General features: G+C 71.0%; 18 protein-coding genes. 5 read left to right on the forward strand and 13 right to left on the reverse strand.

The genetic code is table 11. The annotated features are described in order from the left end of the window. Window positions 1-193 precede the first annotated feature (193 nt). Genes K8625_RS00960 through K8625_RS00970 form a run of 3 tightly spaced genes read right to left on the reverse strand, consistent with a single transcriptional unit; the run spans window position 194 to window position 3,327 of the window. Complete coding sequence (locus K8625_RS00960; RefSeq protein WP_223748354.1) at window positions 194-805, reverse strand: nucleotidyltransferase family protein; 612 nt, start codon at window positions 803-805, stop codon at window positions 194-196. Further along, a complete protein-coding gene (locus tag K8625_RS00965; RefSeq protein ID WP_223748355.1) occupies window positions 802-1,914 on the reverse strand; it encodes an XdhC family protein in 1,113 nt (370 codons plus the stop codon). Before K8625_RS00965 ends, K8625_RS00960 begins: the two co-directional genes overlap by 4 nt. 33 nt (window positions 1,915-1,947) lie before the next feature. Next, entirely contained in the window at window positions 1,948-3,327 is a 1,380-nt protein-coding gene (locus K8625_RS00970) for a hypothetical protein (RefSeq protein WP_223781586.1), read from the reverse strand. A gap of 171 nt (window positions 3,328-3,498) precedes the next feature. Between K8625_RS00970 and K8625_RS00975 the strand changes: the two genes are divergently transcribed. Continuing rightward, window positions 3,499-3,903 (forward strand): hypothetical protein, encoded by a 405-nt coding sequence (locus K8625_RS00975; RefSeq protein WP_223781587.1) that lies wholly within the window; start codon window positions 3,499-3,501, stop codon window positions 3,901-3,903. A 6-nt stretch (window positions 3,904-3,909) separates the two neighbouring features. Here the strand turns inward: K8625_RS00975 and K8625_RS00980 are convergent, their stop codons facing one another. The 4 genes from K8625_RS00980 to K8625_RS00995 all read right to left on the reverse strand — a co-directional run bounded on the left by K8625_RS00980 (window position 3,910) and on the right by K8625_RS00995 (window position 7,162). Next, window positions 3,910-5,091, reverse strand: a complete 1,182-nt coding sequence (locus K8625_RS00980) for a winged helix DNA-binding domain-containing protein (RefSeq protein WP_223748358.1) — start codon at window positions 5,089-5,091, stop codon at window positions 3,910-3,912. Window positions 5,092-5,139: 48 nt separating this feature from the next. Beyond that, window positions 5,140-5,703 carry a hypothetical protein gene (locus tag K8625_RS00985; protein WP_223781588.1) on the reverse strand — a complete coding sequence of 188 codons (564 nt, stop codon included), beginning with the start codon at window positions 5,701-5,703 and terminating at the stop codon, window positions 5,140-5,142. 72 nt (window positions 5,704-5,775) lie between these two features. Beyond that, entirely contained in the window at window positions 5,776-6,060 is a 285-nt protein-coding gene (locus K8625_RS00990) for a hypothetical protein (protein ID WP_223781589.1), read from the reverse strand. 124 nt (window positions 6,061-6,184) lie between these two features. Beyond that, on the reverse strand, window positions 6,185-7,162 hold the full coding sequence (locus K8625_RS00995; RefSeq protein ID WP_223748361.1) for an NADPH:quinone oxidoreductase family protein: 978 nt from the start codon (window positions 7,160-7,162) through the stop codon (window positions 6,185-6,187). Window positions 7,163-7,719: 557 nt separating this feature from the next. On the opposite strand from K8625_RS00995, the gene K8625_RS01000 reads away from it, so the two are divergent. Beyond that, window positions 7,720-9,942, forward strand: a complete 2,223-nt coding sequence (locus K8625_RS01000) for a M4 family metallopeptidase (RefSeq protein ID WP_223748362.1) — start codon at window positions 7,720-7,722, stop codon at window positions 9,940-9,942. Between the two features lie 108 nt (window positions 9,943-10,050). Here K8625_RS01000 and K8625_RS01005 read toward each other — a convergent pair whose 3' ends face one another. Then, a complete protein-coding gene (locus K8625_RS01005; protein WP_223781590.1) occupies window positions 10,051-10,884 on the reverse strand; it encodes a metallophosphoesterase in 834 nt (277 codons plus the stop codon). A gap of 48 nt (window positions 10,885-10,932) precedes the next feature. Then, window positions 10,933-11,310, reverse strand: coding sequence for a response regulator (locus K8625_RS01010; RefSeq protein ID WP_223748364.1), 378 nt, complete (start codon window positions 11,308-11,310; stop codon window positions 10,933-10,935). A 124-nt stretch (window positions 11,311-11,434) separates the two neighbouring features. On the opposite strand from K8625_RS01010, the gene K8625_RS01015 reads away from it, so the two are divergent. Continuing rightward, complete coding sequence (locus K8625_RS01015) at window positions 11,435-11,803, forward strand: helix-turn-helix transcriptional regulator (RefSeq protein ID WP_046715939.1); 369 nt, start codon at window positions 11,435-11,437, stop codon at window positions 11,801-11,803. 16 nt (window positions 11,804-11,819) lie between these two features. Here K8625_RS01015 and K8625_RS01020 read toward each other — a convergent pair whose 3' ends face one another. Next, window positions 11,820-13,037: a DUF790 family protein gene (locus K8625_RS01020; protein WP_223781591.1), complete on the reverse strand. Its 1,218-nt coding sequence runs from the start codon at window positions 13,035-13,037 to the stop codon at window positions 11,820-11,822. A 470-nt stretch (window positions 13,038-13,507) separates the two neighbouring features. Further along, complete coding sequence (locus tag K8625_RS01025) at window positions 13,508-14,887, reverse strand: DEAD/DEAH box helicase (RefSeq protein ID WP_223781592.1); 1,380 nt, start codon at window positions 14,885-14,887, stop codon at window positions 13,508-13,510. A gap of 126 nt (window positions 14,888-15,013) precedes the next feature. Between K8625_RS01025 and K8625_RS01030 the strand changes: the two genes are divergently transcribed. After that, window positions 15,014-15,463 carry a DMT family transporter gene (locus tag K8625_RS01030; protein ID WP_141325312.1) on the forward strand — a complete coding sequence of 150 codons (450 nt, stop codon included), beginning with the start codon at window positions 15,014-15,016 and terminating at the stop codon, window positions 15,461-15,463. A 12-nt stretch (window positions 15,464-15,475) separates the two neighbouring features. Then, window positions 15,476-15,889: a DNA-binding response regulator gene (locus K8625_RS01035; protein ID WP_223781593.1), complete on the forward strand. Its 414-nt coding sequence runs from the start codon at window positions 15,476-15,478 to the stop codon at window positions 15,887-15,889. Window positions 15,890-15,896: 7 nt separating this feature from the next. On the opposite strand, the gene K8625_RS01040 is transcribed toward K8625_RS01035, so the two are convergent. Together K8625_RS01040 and K8625_RS01045 are read right to left on the reverse strand one after the other, a co-directional pair. Beyond that, entirely contained in the window at window positions 15,897-16,508 is a 612-nt protein-coding gene (locus K8625_RS01040; RefSeq protein WP_223781594.1) for an outer membrane beta-barrel protein, read from the reverse strand. Continuing rightward, entirely contained in the window at window positions 16,505-17,656 is a 1,152-nt protein-coding gene (locus tag K8625_RS01045; RefSeq protein ID WP_223781595.1) for a hypothetical protein, read from the reverse strand. The genes K8625_RS01040 and K8625_RS01045 overlap by 4 nt, the downstream gene beginning before the upstream one ends. Window positions 17,657-18,202: the final 546 nt, after the last annotated feature.

The following is an 18,202-nucleotide window of genomic DNA, read 5'->3' on the forward strand; positions in this document are numbered from 1 at the left end:
TGACTCAGCATAGGAGGGATGCCGTTCGACGGACAGTACGGACAAGCGCGAGCGGCGGTGTCCCGGGCTCATACCGGTTACAGGCGTCGCCAGGGATTCATACCGGTTACAGGGCCTGGGCGAGCCCATCCCGGTGACGCGGGCAATCCGATGCGCTGTCCGCTCATGGGACGAGCATCGAGACGCAATGGGGTTACACGGGCCGCCGAGGGGCGAGCCGGTCCAGGTCCACGGGTGTGTCCACGTCCTCGCCGCCTCCGGGGAGCGGCACGATGGCGACGCGGGTCGGCTCGTGGGCAATCACCCCACGTGCGCCCTGGGCGGGAGACAGGGCCTCCAGCTCCGGGAACACGGCGCGGGAGAACAGCGCGGGGACGCCGTGCGTGCCGTCGTATCCAGAGGCCACGATGGGCGCACCGGTGGTCCGCCAGGTGTCCACGAGGGCTCGGAGATGTGATGCCGTGACGCGGACCTGGTCACAGAGCATGAAGAGCACCGCGTCCACGTCGGGGGTACCCGAGGACATCGCCGAGAGCCCCATCGTCAGGGAGCCGCCGGGACCGCGCGCCCAGTCGGGATGCTCGATGATTCGCAGGGGGAGGTCGACGAGCTCGGGGGCGATGATGTCCCGATGGGCGCCGAGGACCACGAGCACGGGACCTTCGCCGAGGGACAGGGCCGCTTCGGCGGCGCGTCGGATGAGCGTCTTCCCCTCGTGGACGACGAGCTGCTTGGGATGTCCGAGCCGAGACGAGCCTCCCGCCGCGAGCAACACCACGCCTGCTCGCGCACGGCCCGCCCTCACGCGAGCTTTCGTACGGGGGGCGGCGCCACCGTGTGGATGGGCGCGCGGCGCTCGCGCAGCTTGCCTCCCTCCCGCTCCGACACCACGGCCTGCAGCTCGGCGACGATGGACAGGGCAATCTCCTCCGCGCCCTCCGCGCCAAGGTCCAGCCCCACCGGGGCATGCAGCTTCTCCAGCATCGTCGCGCTCGGCGCGGTGGCGAGCCCCGCGAGCAGCCGCTCCGTGCGGGAGCGTGGACCCAACACGCCCAGATACCGCAGCGGACGCGGGAGCAATCCCGCGAGCAGCTCCTGGTCCTGCGGCAGGCTGTGCGTCATCAACACCACCAGCGCGCGAGGTGACACCGGAACCGACGTCGCCGCCTCACCCGTCTTCGCCGAGACCACCGCGTGCGCGAGGGGGAACCTCCGTCGCAGCGTCTGCGCGGGGCGGTCCGCGACCACCGTGACACGCCAGCCCAGGCTCGCGGCCTGCGTCACCACGGGCGCGACGTCGAAGCCGCTGCCGAACAACACCAACTCATGGGGCGGCTCCACCACCTCCACCAGCACGTCCGCGCCGCCACACGGTCCGCTCCACGTGCGGCCCTGCTCCATCGCCTCGCGGGCCGCGACGCGGACGGCATCACCCAGTGCGCCCGCGATGTGTCCCGCCTCCACGCCATCGTCACGCACCATCCACCGCGTCCCCACGGCCTGCGCGGGCCCCTGGTACGCGGTGGCGATGACGGCGCGACGTCCCAGGTTCCGGGCCTCGTCCGCGAAGACCAGGGCATCGGCCGGGCCGGGCTCGCAGCGCTCCAGCAGCACGTCCACGACACCATTGCAGCCGAGCGCGAAGGACAGGCTCCCCTCGTCCTCGATGCCCTCTCCCGTGGAGTCGTAGCGGAGCACGCGAGGCCCGGTGCTCGTCCAGAAGAACGCTTTGCGGACGATGTCGGCCTCCAGGCACCCGCCGCTCACGCCTCCGGCGAGCCAGCCGTCCTCGCCCATCAACATCCGGGCACCCGGCTTGCGGTACGACGAACCCGACACGGCGACCACCGTGGCCAGTACCCAGGGCCCACGGGAGCGCGCGCGAGCGCGGAGGATGGCGTCCAGGTCCTTCATGTTGGCCCCGAGCCTAGCAGACGGCCGCTGACGTCACCGCGCCACCGAGCCGTCACCCGGCCCGGTGGAGACCGCGTGTGTTGGAGACCGGGCAGGGGCTCGCGCGGCGAGTCGCGCGGCCTGGGCGCAGAGGAACACGAGCAACACCGGCTCGATGAAGTACTTGAACCGCATGTTCTCGCCCTTCTCGAAGAGCACGCTCACCGAGACGACGAACATCACCGGCAACACCAGCCCTGCTACCTGGAGCCAGTCCACACGACGCTTCAGCTCCCGCGCGGCCCGCGCTCCCGCGAGGAGCACCAGCACCCAGAGCACGGGCGACGAGAAGACGAAGTCGAGCGGCGCTCGCCACGGCAGCCGGTCCACCAGGACGTTGGGCTGGTAGCGGCTGGACGGCACGCCATACATCACCGCGTTCTCCGCGAACGAAGCGAGCGTCGCGGAGAGGGGCCGCTCGAAGAGGGCCCGACGGCACACGTACTTCAGCCCCACCGAGTACCGCAGGGCATCCAGGTGGTTGTAGTTGTAGTAGCCCCCGAGCTTTTCGTCCGTGCGCAGCACCGCGGCGCTGGACGGTGGCGGCAGGGACCTGGGCAGCACGTTGTCGGGCAGCCGCACCGCGCCGAGGTCCGGCTCGCCCAGGCCGATGGCCCGACAGAAGTTGAGCCCGTCGAAGCTGGACGTCATGGACGTGTTGAACAGGGCGAGCTGCTTGGCGACGTAGGGGCCCGCGAAGAGCGCGACGACGACGAGATAGCGACCCACGCTCCGGGCCGAGGCCCCCCGGAGCGCGAGACACAGGGCCACCAGTGGGAAGAACGGCCACTGGAAGATGGAGCGCAGGAAGAAGAGGACGAGCGACGCGGCGGCGAGCCGGGCGATGGAGCCGTCCTCACGTGGGGGGCGCCACAGCTCGAAGCAGAACCACAGGAAGGCGAGGGCGCTGGCGGCGGTGCTGTCCAGGAGGGTCGCGAAGGCGAGGGTCCCCGGATGCAGCGCCATCAGCACCGCGGCGACGCGGGCGAAACGCCGCCCCGCCACCTGGAAGACCCAGGCATGCACGAGCGTCACCGTGCCAGCGAACACGAGCGCCCAGACGACATAGGTCCAGCGGTCCACGGCGTCGACCAGGGCCAGGTCCTCGAGCGGGCCCTGGAACAAGGCCAGCGCGGCGCGGAGCACGTCCAGCAGGGGCGGCTGGATGTGCAGATACCAGAGGGAGCGCAGCGGCTCGTCGCGCAGCTCGCGCAGTGACAGCGTCTGCATCATCCGCTCGGAGCTCCACGCCTGGAAGCGCAGCCCGTCTTGGGTGAAGCGGCGCAGCCCCGCCTCCAGCACGAGCAGGAACAGGAAGGACGCGGCGAAGACGACACCCCGCTCGCGTCGGCTCGCGACACGGGCGTCGGGCATCGCGGGCGCGTCCGAGGCGAGGGGAGGGGATTCGGCCACCAGGGGCGAGTCTCGCAGCCTCCCGGGGTCCTCGTACAGTTCACGGAGTGTGACCCGGTCCTCCGGGCGGGCGCGGGGAATCACCCGGGGGACTGGATGATTCCCCTGTCTCAGGCTGTACTTGGCTTTCGCATGCCCATCCTGCGTCAGGCCCACGCGCTCCAAGCCCTCCGCGAGCTCGGTCGACTGGCTCCAGACCTCGCCCGCGTCCGCGCCAACCGCTCGTTGGAGGACAGCCTGCGCAGCCTGAGCGAGGCCTGTCAGACGACGCTCGGCATGGAGCTGGAGACGCTCATCCTGTTCGACGCGCGCTCCGTCGTGCGGTTGTTCGGGCACGCCGAGCAGGCGCGCATCCTCGCCCACCTGATGGACGAGCGGGCACGCACGCTCGCCGAGCACGGCGACTTCGTGGGCGCCCTCTCGGACACCGTCTACGCGGGGCAGTTGCTCATGTGCTCGCGCCAGCGCTTCGGGGTCCACAAGGACGCTGGCGCCGCCGACGCGCTGGCGCGCGAGCTGCCCAAGCCTGCGCCCTGATTCGACTCAGGAGGCGCGACCCGTGACGCGCGCCCGGGGCCTGCGCACCCTCTCGGCGCCGCACGCGGCCGCATGACGCGCGAGCGCCTCGTCGAGCGCGGCGTCGTCCAGCTTCACGCCCCTCTGCCGCCACAGGTTGTCCACCTGGAGCACGCCCTCGCGCACGCGCGCCTCCAGCCGTCCCACCAGCTTCCCTCGATGGAGCAGCGGACAGACGTACCACCCCCACTCACGCTGCGCGGCGGGCTTGTAGACCTCCCACGTGTAGTCGAAGCCGAACGCCACGCGCACCAGCTCCCGGTCCCACAGCACCGGGTCCAGGGGCCCGAGGATGCGCATCCTCGCGTCGGGCTCCGGCTGCTCCCGCTCCCGGAAGCCCACGGGCGCCAGGTAGCGCCGGGGCGAGCCGGGAATGCTGACCGCCTCCAGCACGCCCTCGTCGACCAGCGTGTCGGGGAGCGAGGAGGTGCGCACCTCGGTCAGCGTGGACCAGTGGGGACCGCTCGCGCGGCTGAGCAGGCCCGCGGCCTCCACACGCTCGGTCAGCCCCCAGCGCTCGAACGTCTGCGTCACCCGCGCCTCGGCCATCCGGGGCAGGGCGCGATGCGGGACGTCGTACAGCTTGCCGCCCGGGCCTCGGCCACACACCACCACCTGACAGCGCGTCCACAGGATTTCCAGCGCCATCGCCGTGGCGCGGGCCGTGCCCTTCCAACCACTCCAGTCGATGGGCACCACCGCGCCATGGTCCTTCAGCTCGCGCGACGAGGAGCGACCGCGCGCCGTCACCTCCTCGAGCACCGCGTGCAGCACCGCCTCCGGCACCCGCTTGAGTCGCTCCTCCAGTCGCCACCAGGGCGCCTGGGCCGCGCGCTCGCGGTAGTAGGGGAACGCGCTGGCGGGCAGCAGGCAGCGCTCCTTGGCGAAGTGCTCGAAGGCGTGCCCCGGCAGCAGGTGTCGGTACACGTCGCCGCGCGCCAGCCCGTCCACGCGCGCGAGCGCCACCAGGTCCGCGTTGGTGCCGATGACATCCAGCGGGTCCAACTGGATGCAGCGCAGGCGCTTCAGGAGCGCGCGCGCACCCCGGGCCCCCTGCAGCGGGAAGGGGCGCGCGAGCCCGAGGTGCGCGACGAGGAAGCGTCGGGCCTCGTCTGGCGGAAGCACGGTGGCGGGAGGATGCGAGGGCACGGTGTGGACTCTAACGTCGCCACGGCCGCTTGCCGGGGCCATGTGGGCTCAGGGGCCGGATTTCTCGGCGACGCGCTCCACGATGTCCCTGGGCAGCCGGAGGGCCCGCTCGAACTCCAGGCGCACCGGAGCAGGCACGGGAGGCGAGCGCGCGTCGAGCTGCGCGAGCAGCCGCTCCCCCAGCGCGAGGAACTCGAGCCCCTGTCGCGCGAGGCTCCGGCAGAACGGGCGGAGCTCCACCTCGACGCGTGGGGTGATGGGCGTGCCGCTCGCGCTCCGGTCCTCCAGGACCAGCGTGTCCCCGTGGCGCCAGAGCTTCATGGCGGACTCCTCCCAAGGGGCGGCCCGTGCCTCGTCGGCACCGTCGAGGAGCTTGTCCAGCGCGAAGAACCAGCTCCACGTCATCCAGAGCTCGTCGACCGAGTCCTCGTCGCTGAAGGCCACGCCGCCCACGTCGATGAAGAAGCCTCCGACGAAGCTGCAGCAGCTCACGCGGGGACGACGGAGCACATCGTCGAGGTACTCCCGCTCCAGGCCCTGGAGGTCCGCGAGCCCCACCCACCGCTGCTCGACGAACACCCGGAGGTCGGCACGGAAGGACGGAGCGGACATGGCCCCGACTGTACCGTGCAACCTCCTTGCTCGTGTAACCCCATGGCTCGGAGGTGGGCCACGGGGACCGCGTCAGTCGCGCTCGCGCGCGTCGGGGTCCTCGGGCTCCGGCTCCAGGCGCGCCTGCCGCTGGCTGGCCTCCCACGACGCCTCCGCGTCGTTCGCATGGACGATGGCGGCCTCCGCGTCATCCTGGGCGCTGGCCCAGGTGGTGTGCCCGCCGGCGTAACCCTCCAGGGGCCGCGGCCCGCGATGGGCCTCCACCTCCAGGTCCCGCTGCTCCTGCTCGCGGAGCCGTTGTCGCTCCTGCTCCCGCTCCCGTTGATGCTGTCGCTCGAGGATGGAGTCATCCGCCATGGCGCCGTCACCTCCTGGCTCCAAACCTGCGGACGAGGGATGAGCGCCGCAGCGAAGCGGCGCCAGGGCCCGGTGGGCCGCATGCTCGGAGGGCGGCCGGAGTGCACCGTCACCCTCCGAGACGTCAGCCTTCGCGCACGCGCAGGACGACCTTGCCGGTCGCGCGCCGGGCGTCCAGCTCGCGCAGCGCCTGCGCGCCCTGCTCCAGGGGGAAGACGGGCCCGACGACGGGCTCGAGCACCCCCTGGTCCGCCATCGCCTCCAGGTCCTTGGCGATGGTGGGCGTCAGCGACGGCTCGTGGATGAGGAAGCCGCCCCACGCCACGCCCACGACGTCGATGTTGCGCAGCAGCAGCTTGTTCACCGCCACCTCGGGGATGCGGCCTCCGGCGAAGCCCACCACCAGCAGCCGTCCCTCCGGCGCCAGCGCCTTGAGGCTCTTGTCGAAGATGTCCCCACCCACCGGGTCCAACACCACGTTGGCGCCCAGGCCGTCCGTCAGCTCCTTGAGCTGCGTGAGCCAGGGGCCCGAGGACAGCAGCACCTCGTGCGCACCCGCCTTGCGGGCCACCTCCGCCTTGCGCTCGTCGCTCACCACCGCCACCACGCGTGCGCCCGCGCCTCGCGCCACCTGGATGGACGCCGTGCCCACGCCGCCCGCGGCGCCGTGCACCACCACCGTCTCTCCCGCCTTCAGCCGGCCCCGGCGGTGCAGGGCGAAGTGCGCCGTGTGGTAGTTCATCACCACGCCCGCGGCGGCCTCGAAGCTCCAGCGCCGGGGGATGCGGAACACCATCTCCGCGGGAATCGCCGCCACCTCCGCGAAGCCTCCCAGCCCGAAGCTGAAGGCCATCACCCGGTCTCCCGCCTTCACCGACGCGCCCTCGGGCGCCGAGCGCACCACGCCCGCCACCTCCACGCCCGGCACGAAGGGCAAGGGCGGCTTCAACTGGTACTGCCCCTTCGTCAGCAGCAAGTCGGGGAAGCTCACCCCCGCCGCCACCACGTCGATGAGCACCGCGTCCTGCGCCTCGGGCTCGGCAAGCTCCACCAACGCCAGCCCGTCGGGTCCGTCCAGTCGCTGCAGCTGAAGTGCGCGCATGTGCCTTCCTCCCGGGACGCAAGCCTCGCGCACCCGTCCGCTTCCGCAAAGCAACTCCACGCGCGCGCCGCTGTCAGCTTCGCCCTGAAGGGCGCGTCCACCGTGAGGATTTCCGGCGTCCGTCCGGTGTGGCCCGACACGCACTTGGGTGCTTGGGGGCGCTGGTTCGACTCCAGCTCTCCCGACTTCAATCGGGAGATAGCTCAGCGGTAGAGCACGAGCCTGAAACCATGGCCGCGCCACTCGGACGCCGGATTTCCTTCCTCCCGAAATTCCCCGGAAATGCTGCGAGAAATGCGGTCCGCGCGCGGACCCCGTGAAGGCCCTTTCGGCCACGCATTTTCGCGAAATTCTGTTCACACCAGGGTTACCCACTACGTCGGGCGACTCGGCGGAAGCGGCGGGTAGGGCTCCGATAAGTTGCTGAAATAGCTGGGGCTTCTGGCTGAAACTCGCAATGTGAGAATAAGCTACTTAGTAAAATTATCGCGCAACCTTGAAATACACAACCATCCTGTGACACTGTGCTTTCTAATCTTTCCGTTTAGGAGGATTACATGGTGAATCAGCGAGTACGCGGTGTTCTTGGTGTAGCGGCGCTGTCCTTCCTCGTTGGTTGCAACGAGTCCACCCCTGCTCCCGAGGCCAAGCCCCAGGACACCGCGACGAAGAGCGCGGCGGCCCTGCAGCTGACCGGGAAGAAGGTTGTTGCTACGGATTCCTCCGGTGTCGCCAAGTTCATCACCGGCGACCTCGGCCCCGCACCGCAGGCGGCCGCGGGCTTCTCGGCCCTGGGCCAGGCGGACCTGGCTCCGGTGGCGGCGCTCATCGCGCCCCAGCTGAACCTGAACCCGGCGGACCTGGTCCTGAAGAAGACGTTCACGGACCGCCAGGGCGACGGCCACGTCGTCTACGGCGTGAAGGTCAACAACATCCCCGTGCTGTACGGCCAGCTGCGTCTGACGACCCGCGGTGGCAAGGTCATCGCGGCGTCCACCAACACCCGCAGCGACCTGAAGGCCACGGCCAAGGCGAGCGTGGACGTGTCGGTGGCGAAGGACGCCCTGCAGGCGGACCGCTCCACGTTCGACGGCCTGAAGATCGAGGACGGCCACGAGCTGGTCTATTTCCGTGACGGCGACGAGCTGGTGCTCGTCTACAAGCTCATCCAGTCGGGTGAGCGCCGCGACGGGACGCCCGTGCGCGATGTCGTCCTGGTCAACGCGACCAACGGCGACGTGATTGCCCGCCACCCGCAGATCAAGGAGGGCCTGGCCCGCCGGATGCACAACGGCAACAACACCACGACGCTCCCTGGCGCGGTGGTTCGCACCGAGGGGCAGCCCGAGGTCGCCGACCCGGTCGTCAACACGAACTACGACCACCTGGGCACGGTGTACGACTGCTACAGCGAGCTGTTCGGTCGTGACTCGTACGACAACGCCGGCGCCACGCTGGTCAGCACGGTCCACCACCGCGTCGCGTACGTGAACGCCTTCTGGAACGGCACCCAGATGGTGTACGGCGATGGCGACGGCGTGAACGCCAGCAACCTGGCCAACTCCCTGGACGTGACGGCGCACGAGCTGACGCACGCCGTGACGGAGTTCTCCTCCGACCTCATCTACGACAACCAGTCGGGTGGTCTGAACGAGTCCTTCTCCGACATCTTCGGCGCGGTGTGCGAGTGGTACGGCGACGGCAACGTCGTCAGCGCGCGCACGTGGCTGGTCGGCGACGACGTGTGGACGCCGAACATCCCGAACGACGCCCTGCGCTACATGGCGAACCCCACGCAGGACGGGGACTCGCTCGACTACTTCCACGACTACGACGACAGCGTGGACGTGCACTACAGCTCGGGTATCTCCAACCTGGCGTTCTACCTGCTGTCGCAGGGCGGCACGCACCCGACGGGCAAGACCACCATCTCGGTCACCGGCATCGGCATCGAGAAGGCCGCGCAGATCTTCTACCGCGCGAACAACACCATCCTCGAGTCGGACGCCACGTTCGAGGACGCGAAGGTCGCCACCGAGCAGGCCGCCGCGCTGCTGGGCTACACCGCGGATGAGATTGCCTCGGTGACCAACGCCTGGAAGGCCGTGGGCGTGGGCGTGCCCATCATCGTGGACACGACCCCCATCCAGAAGGACGTGCCCATCACCGGCATCGGCTCCACCAGCGGCCAGAAGAAGTACTACGAGTTCAACCTGCCCGAGGGCGCGTACGACCTGAACGTCTCCATCGCCGGCGGCACGGGCGACGCGGACCTGTACGTTCGCTACAACAACGTCCCCACCACCAGCCTGTACGACTGCCGTCCGTACCGCGCGGGCAACGCCGAGTCCTGCGCGTTCGCGACGCCGAGCCAGGGCCGCTGGGTTGTCATGCTCAACGCCTACAGCACCTTCTCCGGCGTGACGCTGACGGTGACCTGGAAGGGTGGCTACATCCCCGTGCAGTCCGGCATCGCGCTGAAGAACCTCTCCGGCGCGGCGGGCTCCTCGAACGTGTACACCATCGAGGTTCCGGAGCGTAAGCCCGGCACCGGCATCAACAGCCTGTACATCCAGACGGGCGAGGGTGAGGGCAACCCGGACATCTACGTGAAGCGCGGCTCGGCGCCGACGAAGTTCGACTACGACTGCCGCAGCGTGAAGGAGCACCAGTCCGAGGTGTGCAACCTCATCAACGTGCCGGCCGGCAAGTACTACATCGAGATCTACGGCGCGAAGGGTGGCTACGAGGGCATCGCGTTCATCGCGTCGCACAAGTAATCACCTGATGTAGACGGCGCGGCCCCGAGGCCGCGCCGCTCCAAGGCCCCGGTCGTCCGTTTCCTCACGGACGTCCGGGGCCGATTCATTTCCAGCGGCGCGAAGCCCTCAGAGCGGGCGGGTGGCGGGGCCGGGGAGGATTTCGCGCAGGCACCGCTCGATGCCGCCCCGGTGCTTCCACTGCATGGGGTAGCCCAGCGACACCTCCTCGAAGCGCACCCCGTCGCGCCACTGCGTGAGCGGGATGTGCAGGTGGCCCGTCACCACGACCTCGGCGCGGTAGCGCGTGTGCCAGTCCTCGGTGCGCCTGGTGCCGCACCAGATGGAGAAGCGGGGGATGCGCGGCAGCCGCACGTGCTCGTGCCGGAGCGGGTAGTGGTTGACGAGGATGGTGCTGCAGCCCGGTGGCAGGGCGTCCAGCCGGGCCCGGGTGGACTCCACGCGCGCGGCGCACCACGCGGAGCGGCTGGGGTACGGGTCCGGATGCAGGAGCACCTCGTCGGTGCACAAGAGGTCGTCCTCGAACGCCCACTCCAGCGCCTTGTCCTCCGGCACGTGGTCCGGGCGGAACGAGTAGTCGTAGCCCAGGAACATGGGGACGATGACGCGGTGGGGGCCCTCGCCGGGCCAGCGCGGGTAGGGGTCCTCCGGCGTGAGCGCGCCGTGGCCGCGGCACAGCGCCACCAGTCGCTGGTAGCGCGCGTCGCCGCGCAGGGAGGGTTGCTCGGAGGGCATGGTCCACAGCTCGTGGTTGCCCGGCACCCAGATGACCTGGCGGAAGCGCGCCGTCAGCGTGCGCAGCATGAAGTCCATCTCGGACAGCGTCTCGCCCACGTCGCCGGCGACGATGAGCCAGTCGTCCGGGAAGGCGGGCAGGGTCTGCAGGGCCTGCTTGTTGTCGGCGTGGCGCAGGTGCAAGTCGCTGATGGCGTAGAGCTTCATGGGGCGTGCGTCACCTTAACGTGCCCGGGGGGCATGCGCCGCCACGGCTCAGGCCCAGGGGTGGGCGGTGGCCTGTCCCAGGGCACGGAGCCGCGAGTGGAGCTCCCGGGGATGCGCGGCGCGGTCCACCCAGGTGATTTCGCGCGGACACGACCTGGGAGGTGGGCGCACCGCGTGGAGCGCGCAGGCGGTGTGCGGGTGACGCGCGCGCACCGCCTGGAGCAGGTGCAGCCCGTCTCCATCCGGCAGCAGGTCTCCGCAGACGACCACGCGCGGCGGCTGCTCGTGCACGAGCGCGAGGGCCTCCGCCATGTCGCGCGCGAAGCGCTTGGCGCCGGGGAGGTCCCGGACGAGCCGACGCCACGCCGACAGCGCGAGGGGGTCTTCATCCACGAACAGGAAGGTGACGAAGGGCTGCGTGCTCATGGCTTCGACGTGGCGCGGGTGAGGTGACGCATCAGGTCTGCTTCCCATAAGACTACCTGGGAAGTTCTTGGATGCCAACCTCTCAAGTCATATCGACATGGACGAACCCGTTAGGTTAACGAACATGGAAAAGACCCTCGCATCCCGCCTCGGAGGAGCTGCGCGCCTGGCCCGCACCCGGCTGAACCTGACGCAGGCCGACGTCGCGGAGCGCATCGGTATCGCGAGCGAAGTCTACGGGCGGCTGGAGCGCGGCCACATGTTGCCGAGCATCCAGACCTTCCGGCGGCTGTGCGTGGTGCTCTCCATCTCCGCGGACGAGGCGCTGGGGCTCAAGCCCTCGCAGGAGGTGAAGTGGGCCGCGGAGCCTCCTAGCGAGTATGGCGAGTCGGGTGAGCTGCGCCGGCTGTTGCGCCGGGCCAAGCAGCTGGACCGCAGCGCCATCCGGCTGTTGAGCGTGCTGGCCGCGCAGTTCAAGCCCAAGGGCACCTGAGCCGCGGCCCGCCCCGTTACTTCCGGGGGCTCGTCGTGGAGAGCTTCGACAGCCGGTCCTTGAGCTTCTTCGCGGAGGGGAAGCCGTGGAAGAGCACGACCTGGGGATGGCCCTCCAGCGTCTCGCGCTCCGAGGGTTCCTTCGCGAGCAGGGCCCGGTCGACGCCCAGGAGCAGGCCCGCGTCGGGTCGGGTGCGCAGCTCCGCGAGGCGGCGGGTGAGGGCGCTCGCGTGCCAGGCGTGGAACAGCTCCAGGGCGACCTCCTGACGCGAGCCGCGGTGGCGGAAGGTGAGGTCCGGCACGCAGAGGCTGGCGGCGCCCACATGGCGGGGCAGCGGCGTGAGGTCCAGCTCCCACGCGTCATCCTCGAAGCTGGAGGACAGGGAGGCGACCTCCTCGGGGACATGACCCAACGCGGCGGGTAGGGGAGAGACGAGCGGGTCCTTGTCGCTCAACATCAGCGTGGCCTGGCGGCGCGAGGGCTCCACCGTGGCCTTGAGCTCCCAGCGCTCCAGCACCGGCACCACGGACAGGAACGAGGCGAGCTGCAGGCCGTACTTCTTCTGCAGGGCGAGCATGGCGCCGGGGCCTTCGACCTCCAGCTCCCAGTCCGGGCCATCGCGTCGGACCTCGGCGACGAGCCGGCAGAACTTCAGCCAGCGCAGCACCTTGCGCACGCGCAAGAGCTCCGGTGCGCGAGCCCGCAGCGTCAGCCGCCGCGCGGACAGCAGCGGCCCCTGGGCGAGGGCGAGGTTGTAGCGGTCCACCAGCGCCTGCGCCGTGGGTGCCTCGCCGTCCCAGCCGAGCAGTTTCCGGTTTCCGGGCAGGTCCGCGTAGAGCGCCGCGCGCGCATCCTGGAGCGGTGTGGAGAGGGCCTGCTCGAGGCGGGCCTCGTAGGCTTCCATCGTGGTGTCGGGCGTGAGGGCGCGGAGCACCTGGGCGGCGGTCTTCAGCCGGGCCCAGCGGGTCTCGGAGACATCGGGCGCGGGCTCCTCGAACGTGAGCCGGTCCACGAGCAGCTTCACGAGACCGCGCGCGATCTTCGGACGAGACCAGGCGCCCGCGAGCAGGCCGAGGCCTTCCTCCACATCGTCACAGATGGCGCCTCGCGAGGCCTCGACGGAGGCGAGCAGCTCGGCCGCGAGTGCGAGGAGCGCCGGGTCATCGCGCTTCACGAAGGCGGGACGGAGGATGCCCTTCTGCGTGCGGTACGCGAGCAGCTCCCGCGTCAGCATGGCGCGCCTCCCGGGGAGAGCGCGGGGGCGTCACGCTTCACGAACGCGAGACGGAGGATGCGCTTCTGAGCGTGGTGCGCGAGCCGGGGCGTCATGGCGCACTTCCCGTGGAGGGCGCGGGGGGCGTCATGCCTCACGAAGGCCAGACGGCGGATGCCCTCCTGCGTGCGGCATGCGAGCCAGGTCTGCACGGCGCGCCTCCCCTGGAGCGCGCGAGGGACGCGGGGACGTCGCGCTTCACGAACGCAGGACGGAGGATGCGCTTCTGCGCGCGGTATGCGAGCAACTCCCGGGGCGGCACGGCGCGCCCTGCGAAGAGCGCCTGGGGAAATGGAGGCCCATCGACGAACGGGACGGCGGTGGCTCGCGTGTCGCGGGACTCCACAGGTGAAGGCCCAGGGACGCGCGTCACCACCCGGGAGTCCGGGCATGGTGGCTGGGTGCCTGCTGCCGGAGCGCTGACGTCGCATCTAGCCCTCCTCCTGGTAGGCGTCGTGCTGCCTGCGCCGCTCGCTGATGCCGCTCTCCGCCGTCTGCGCGGAGCAGACCTCGTACAACATCGCCCTCTTCCCGGGGCGCTTGCGCAGGATGCGCCCCAGCCGCTGCACATGCTCGCGCACGCTCCCGCTGCCACTGAGCACCACGCCCACACGCGCCTCCGGGACGTCGACGCCCTCGTTCAACACGCGCGAGGTGAGCAGCACCGGCAGCTCCCCCGAGGCGAACGCCGCGAGCAGCGCCTTTCTCTCCGGTATCGGCGTGTGGTGCGTGAGCGCGGGCAGCAGCAGCCGTCGCGCCAGCGTGTACACCGTCTCGTTGTCGTCCGTGAAGACGAGCACCCGGTCCTCGCGGTGCTCCAGCAGGATTCGCCACAGCACCTCCTGCTTGCCGCTGGAGGTGAGCGCGATGCGGCGCTGCTCGCGATACGCCCGGTACGCCGCGCGTCCCTCGTCGCTGCGCTGACTCTGCGCCAGGAAGCGCGCCCAGCCCTCGGGCGCCGACAGCCGCACGCCCAGCTTCCGCACGAAGCCCAGATACAACGCCCGGGCCTCGTCGTAGCGCGCCTTCTCCTCCGCCGTTAGCGGCACCTCCACGCGCTTCACTTCATAGGGCGCCAGGTACTCCCCCTGGAGCTCGCGGATGTCGGTGCGGTGCACCAGCGGCCCCAGCAGTTCCTCGACGACCCGCTCGCCGCCGTCCGTGCGCTCCAGGGTCGCGGTGAGCCCCAGCCGGTACGGCGCCAGCGAGCCCTCCGCGATGAACCGATAGCTGGGCGCCGGCAGATGGTGACACTCGTCACACACGAGCAGCCCGAAGCGGTTGCCGTGGAACTCCGTCTGCATCGCCGCCGAGTCGTACGTCGTCACCGTCAACGCCTGCCGGTCGTTCACCCCGCCCCCCAGCATCCCCACCGGGAGCGAGAAGTGGCGCGCCAGCACGCCCTGCCACTGCGTCATCAGGTCCAGCGTGGGCACCACCACCAACGTGGGCCGCCTCACGTGCGCGATGGCCAGCACCGCGAGCAGCGTCTTGCCCGCGCCTGTCGGCAGCTCCACCAGCCCCTTGCCCCCCGCGCGCGTCCAGGCATCGAGCGCCGCGCGCTGGTGGGGGAACGGCTGGATGGGCACCGTCAGCTCCGCCTCGAGCGGTTCGAAGCGCTTCGCGCGGTCCTCGTACGCCACCCCCAGCTCGCGCAACCGCAGCACCACCTCGCGGTAGTGCCGGGCGGCGGCGCGGTACACCCCCGTGCGCCCGTCCTTCTGGAAGAGGGCGCCCAGTCGTACGTCGTCCGGCAGCGTGGGTGCCACCAGCGTGCCGCAGTCGAAGTGGAGCTCGAGGGGGGCGTCCATGGGGCGAGCGTTGGACGTAGCCGGTCGATTCCCCTTTCGCCAGCCTCTTGAGAAGTCGAGAGCCCCCGCGAGTCCGAGCGTGCCACCTTGCGGCCGGCCCGGCGTTCGGGGTACCCACCCGCGCCCATGCGTTTTGTCTCGCTCGTTCCCCTGCTGTGTGGGCTGGCGGTCGTCGCCCAAGGTGGTCTCAACAAGCGCTTCGCCGGCCAGTGGGGCCTGCTGAGCGCGGTCCTCATGAACATGGTGGTGGCGACGGTGGCCACCTTCGCCGTGTACGCGGTGGCGCGCACCGTGCCCGGGCTCTGGCCCGAGGCCGCCGCCGCCGAGGGGCGCTTCTCCGGCTTCACCCCCTGGCACCTGCTGCCCGGCCTGTGCGGCGTGGTCATCGTCGTGGGCATGCCGTGGGCCATCGGCCGGCTGGGCGCGGTGCAGTCCGTGCTGCTGCTCATGGCCGCCCAACTCGTCACCAGCCTCATCTGGGATGCGATGGTGGAAGGGCGCCCGGCGACGGCCGCCCGGGTGTTGGGCTCGGCGGTCGCCTTCGCGGGTGCGGCCATCGCGGTCTGGAAGGGTTAGCTTCCCAGGCAGATGCGTCGCGTCCTCATCGCCAGTCCCCATGCCGCGTCGCGGGAGCTGCTCCGCCGCGTGCTCGCCGTCGGCGACGAGAGCCTGTCCATCTCCGCCACCGGCGACACGGACGACGCGCTCGCCGCCATCGCGTCCTCGCAGCCCGCGCTCGTGGTGGTGGACCTGCGCCGGCAGGACGAGGACCACCCGCTCTTCCTGGGGCTGTTGCGCAAGCGCTACCCCACGCTGCCCGTCATCGCCCTGGTGCCCGGACGGATGAGAATCTTCGATGGCGTCCGCGAGCGCGTCGTGGACGCGCCCGGTGAGTCCGCCGAGTCCCTCCACCAGCTCCTGGAGTCGCTGCGCACGGCGGTGCGCGAGCTGGTCGCGCAGGATTTGCTGCGCGTCCTGCGCACGCCGGTGGGGCGGGCCTGAGCGCCCGTCACAGGCGCAGCCGGTAGCCCAGTCCGCCCGCGAGGACGCCGCCGACATTCACGTCGCCCGTGGTGACGAAGTCGAGCGGCGCCAGGTGGTAGTGCGCCTCCAGGAAGAGGCCCCCTGGACCCAGCGGCAGCTCCACGCCGAGCAGGGCCTGGAGCCCCAGTCCGCCGCCGCTCTCCGACGCCGTGGCGCCGAACAGGTCCGACGTGGCGCGGTGCAGGTACAGCCCGGGGCCTCCGCCCACGTACGGCGTCAGCGAGCCGAAGGCCCGCTCGAAGCGATAGACGGCCGACAGCAGGAAGGCCACCTCGCGCACCGCGAGCGTGTAGCGGCCATCCGGCGGCGGCGCGCCGAAGCCTCCGAGCTGCGGGTCCGTGAGGACGCCGGACGTCTGCGGGCGGTGGTAGCCCACCTCCAGCGTCACGGCCAACCGTCGCTCGAGCCAGGGCGTGACGTAGCCCAGCTCCAGCCCCAGGTAGAGGTCTCCGCCCAGCGACGTGGTGGACTTGAAGAAGCCCACCTTGGGCGCGAGCAGCACGTTGCCTCCCTCCGTGGGGGCGGGCTTCGCGCCGGAGGTGAGCGCCGCGAGCGCGACGAGCACGAGGGCATTCATGGCTGCACGGCTCCAGGGACGTCGAGGGGCGCGGCCTGCTCCGAGGTGAAGCCAGGTCCGCCCACCACCGTGAAGCCCTCCGTCGCGGGCACCTCGCCCAGCGCGCCCGCGGGGTCCAGGACCTCCAGCGCATAGGGGCCGCCCACGACGATGCCGCCAGGGCAGGTGGGGTCACCTCCGGGCTCGTCGAACCCCGAGCACGTAGGCACCACCGCGCGCAGCTCCTGCGGCGACACCAGCTCCACCGAGCGCAGGGGGATTCGCTGCGTCTGGGACGGCGCCGACTTCACCGGGGCCACGATGTAGACCTCGGGCACGGCGCTGAACGCGCGCTGGGCGCCGGTGGGTGTGTTGCGGATGAGGACGGTGGTGTCGCCACGCTCCGCGCCGGAGCGCGGTGACACGGTGAGGGTGCCCAGGCGAGGGTAGCGCACGTCGAGGGCGCCCGTCGCCACGGCCTCACACCCGTCTCCATGCGCGACCACCAGGCTGTAGACACCCTCGGGCGTGCCCGGCGGCAGCTCGGACTCCACGCGCGTGGGCGAGACGACGGTGACGAAGAAGAGCGGTTGATCCTCCACGCCCTCGCGGCGCAGGGAGAGCAGCGGGCTGGTGCCCGGCTGGAAGCCCTGGCCCTCGATGACGATGGGGTTGGAGTCCGCGGCCGAGTAGCCATCCGCGGGCGGCATCACCCGCGCCACCGAGGGAGGCTCCACCACCAGCAGCGCGTCCGGCAGCCGGCCCGTGCCGCCCAGGGGATTGGCCACCTCCACCGCGTAGCTGCCCGGGGAGAGCTCCACCGGCGGCGAGCTGTCGCGCGTGGGCACGTCGAGCAGCAGCAGCTCCGGCCGCACATAGAAGACCTGCTCGCGCGTCAGCGTGTACGTGGACGGGCCGCGCAGGGTGACCTCCGGCAGCTCCACCGTGGGCGCGTCGGTGAGCACCTCGCCCGGCACGGGGGAGAAGCGCCGGCCCTGGAGCTCCAGCCTCCAGCCCGTGGCCCCTCCCTGGGCGTTGCAGAGTCGGGTGAGCTCGCCCACGCGGGCTCGCGGATTGACCACCCGCTCCACGGCGGGCGTGGGTCCCTCCGTCGTTCGCGAGCACCCACCGAGCACGAGCACGGCGGTGGCGATGGCTGTCAGGCGCAAGGCGCTCCCTCCCCTTCGGCTGCGAAGTCGCGCACGTTAGGACGCCCTCCCCGGAGGTCCGGAGATTTTTCCGGTTTCGGTCCCCCAGGCCATCCCGCGGGACGGGGGCTCCTTCGCAACCCCGCGAAGTCATTGGTTTCGAGCGGCGTCCGAGGGACGGCACGGCGGATGCTATGGCCACGCGCCGCGGGGGATGACGCGGGTCGGTGGGGGCGATGGGGGCGGGTCGGTGGGGGGCGCTGGGGGGGACGCGAGCGCGTCGTCGCGAGGGGAAGGGCGGGGACGAGTCGGTGCCTGGAGTGGGGAGGCAGGGCTTGTCGGTGGGACGAGGGATGGGGGCCGGTCGGGGGGAGCAGGACGTCAAGCGCGGCGGAGCTTCGGGCGACGCGAGCGGCGTGGCGGGTGGAGGGGGAAGGGCGGGGGGCGAGGAGGCGGGCTCCGGTGGAACGAAGCAGGCATCCGCCGGAGCCTGGTCCACCTCGTTGAAGGGTGGCGAGGCCATGCGCACCGTTGGTCGGCGGGGGTGGGTTGCCCCGATGACGACGG

It is taken from the genome of Myxococcus sp. AS-1-15 (assembly GCF_020037055.1).
Taxonomy (GTDB): Bacteria; Myxococcota; Myxococcia; order Myxococcales; family Myxococcaceae; genus Myxococcus; species Myxococcus fulvus.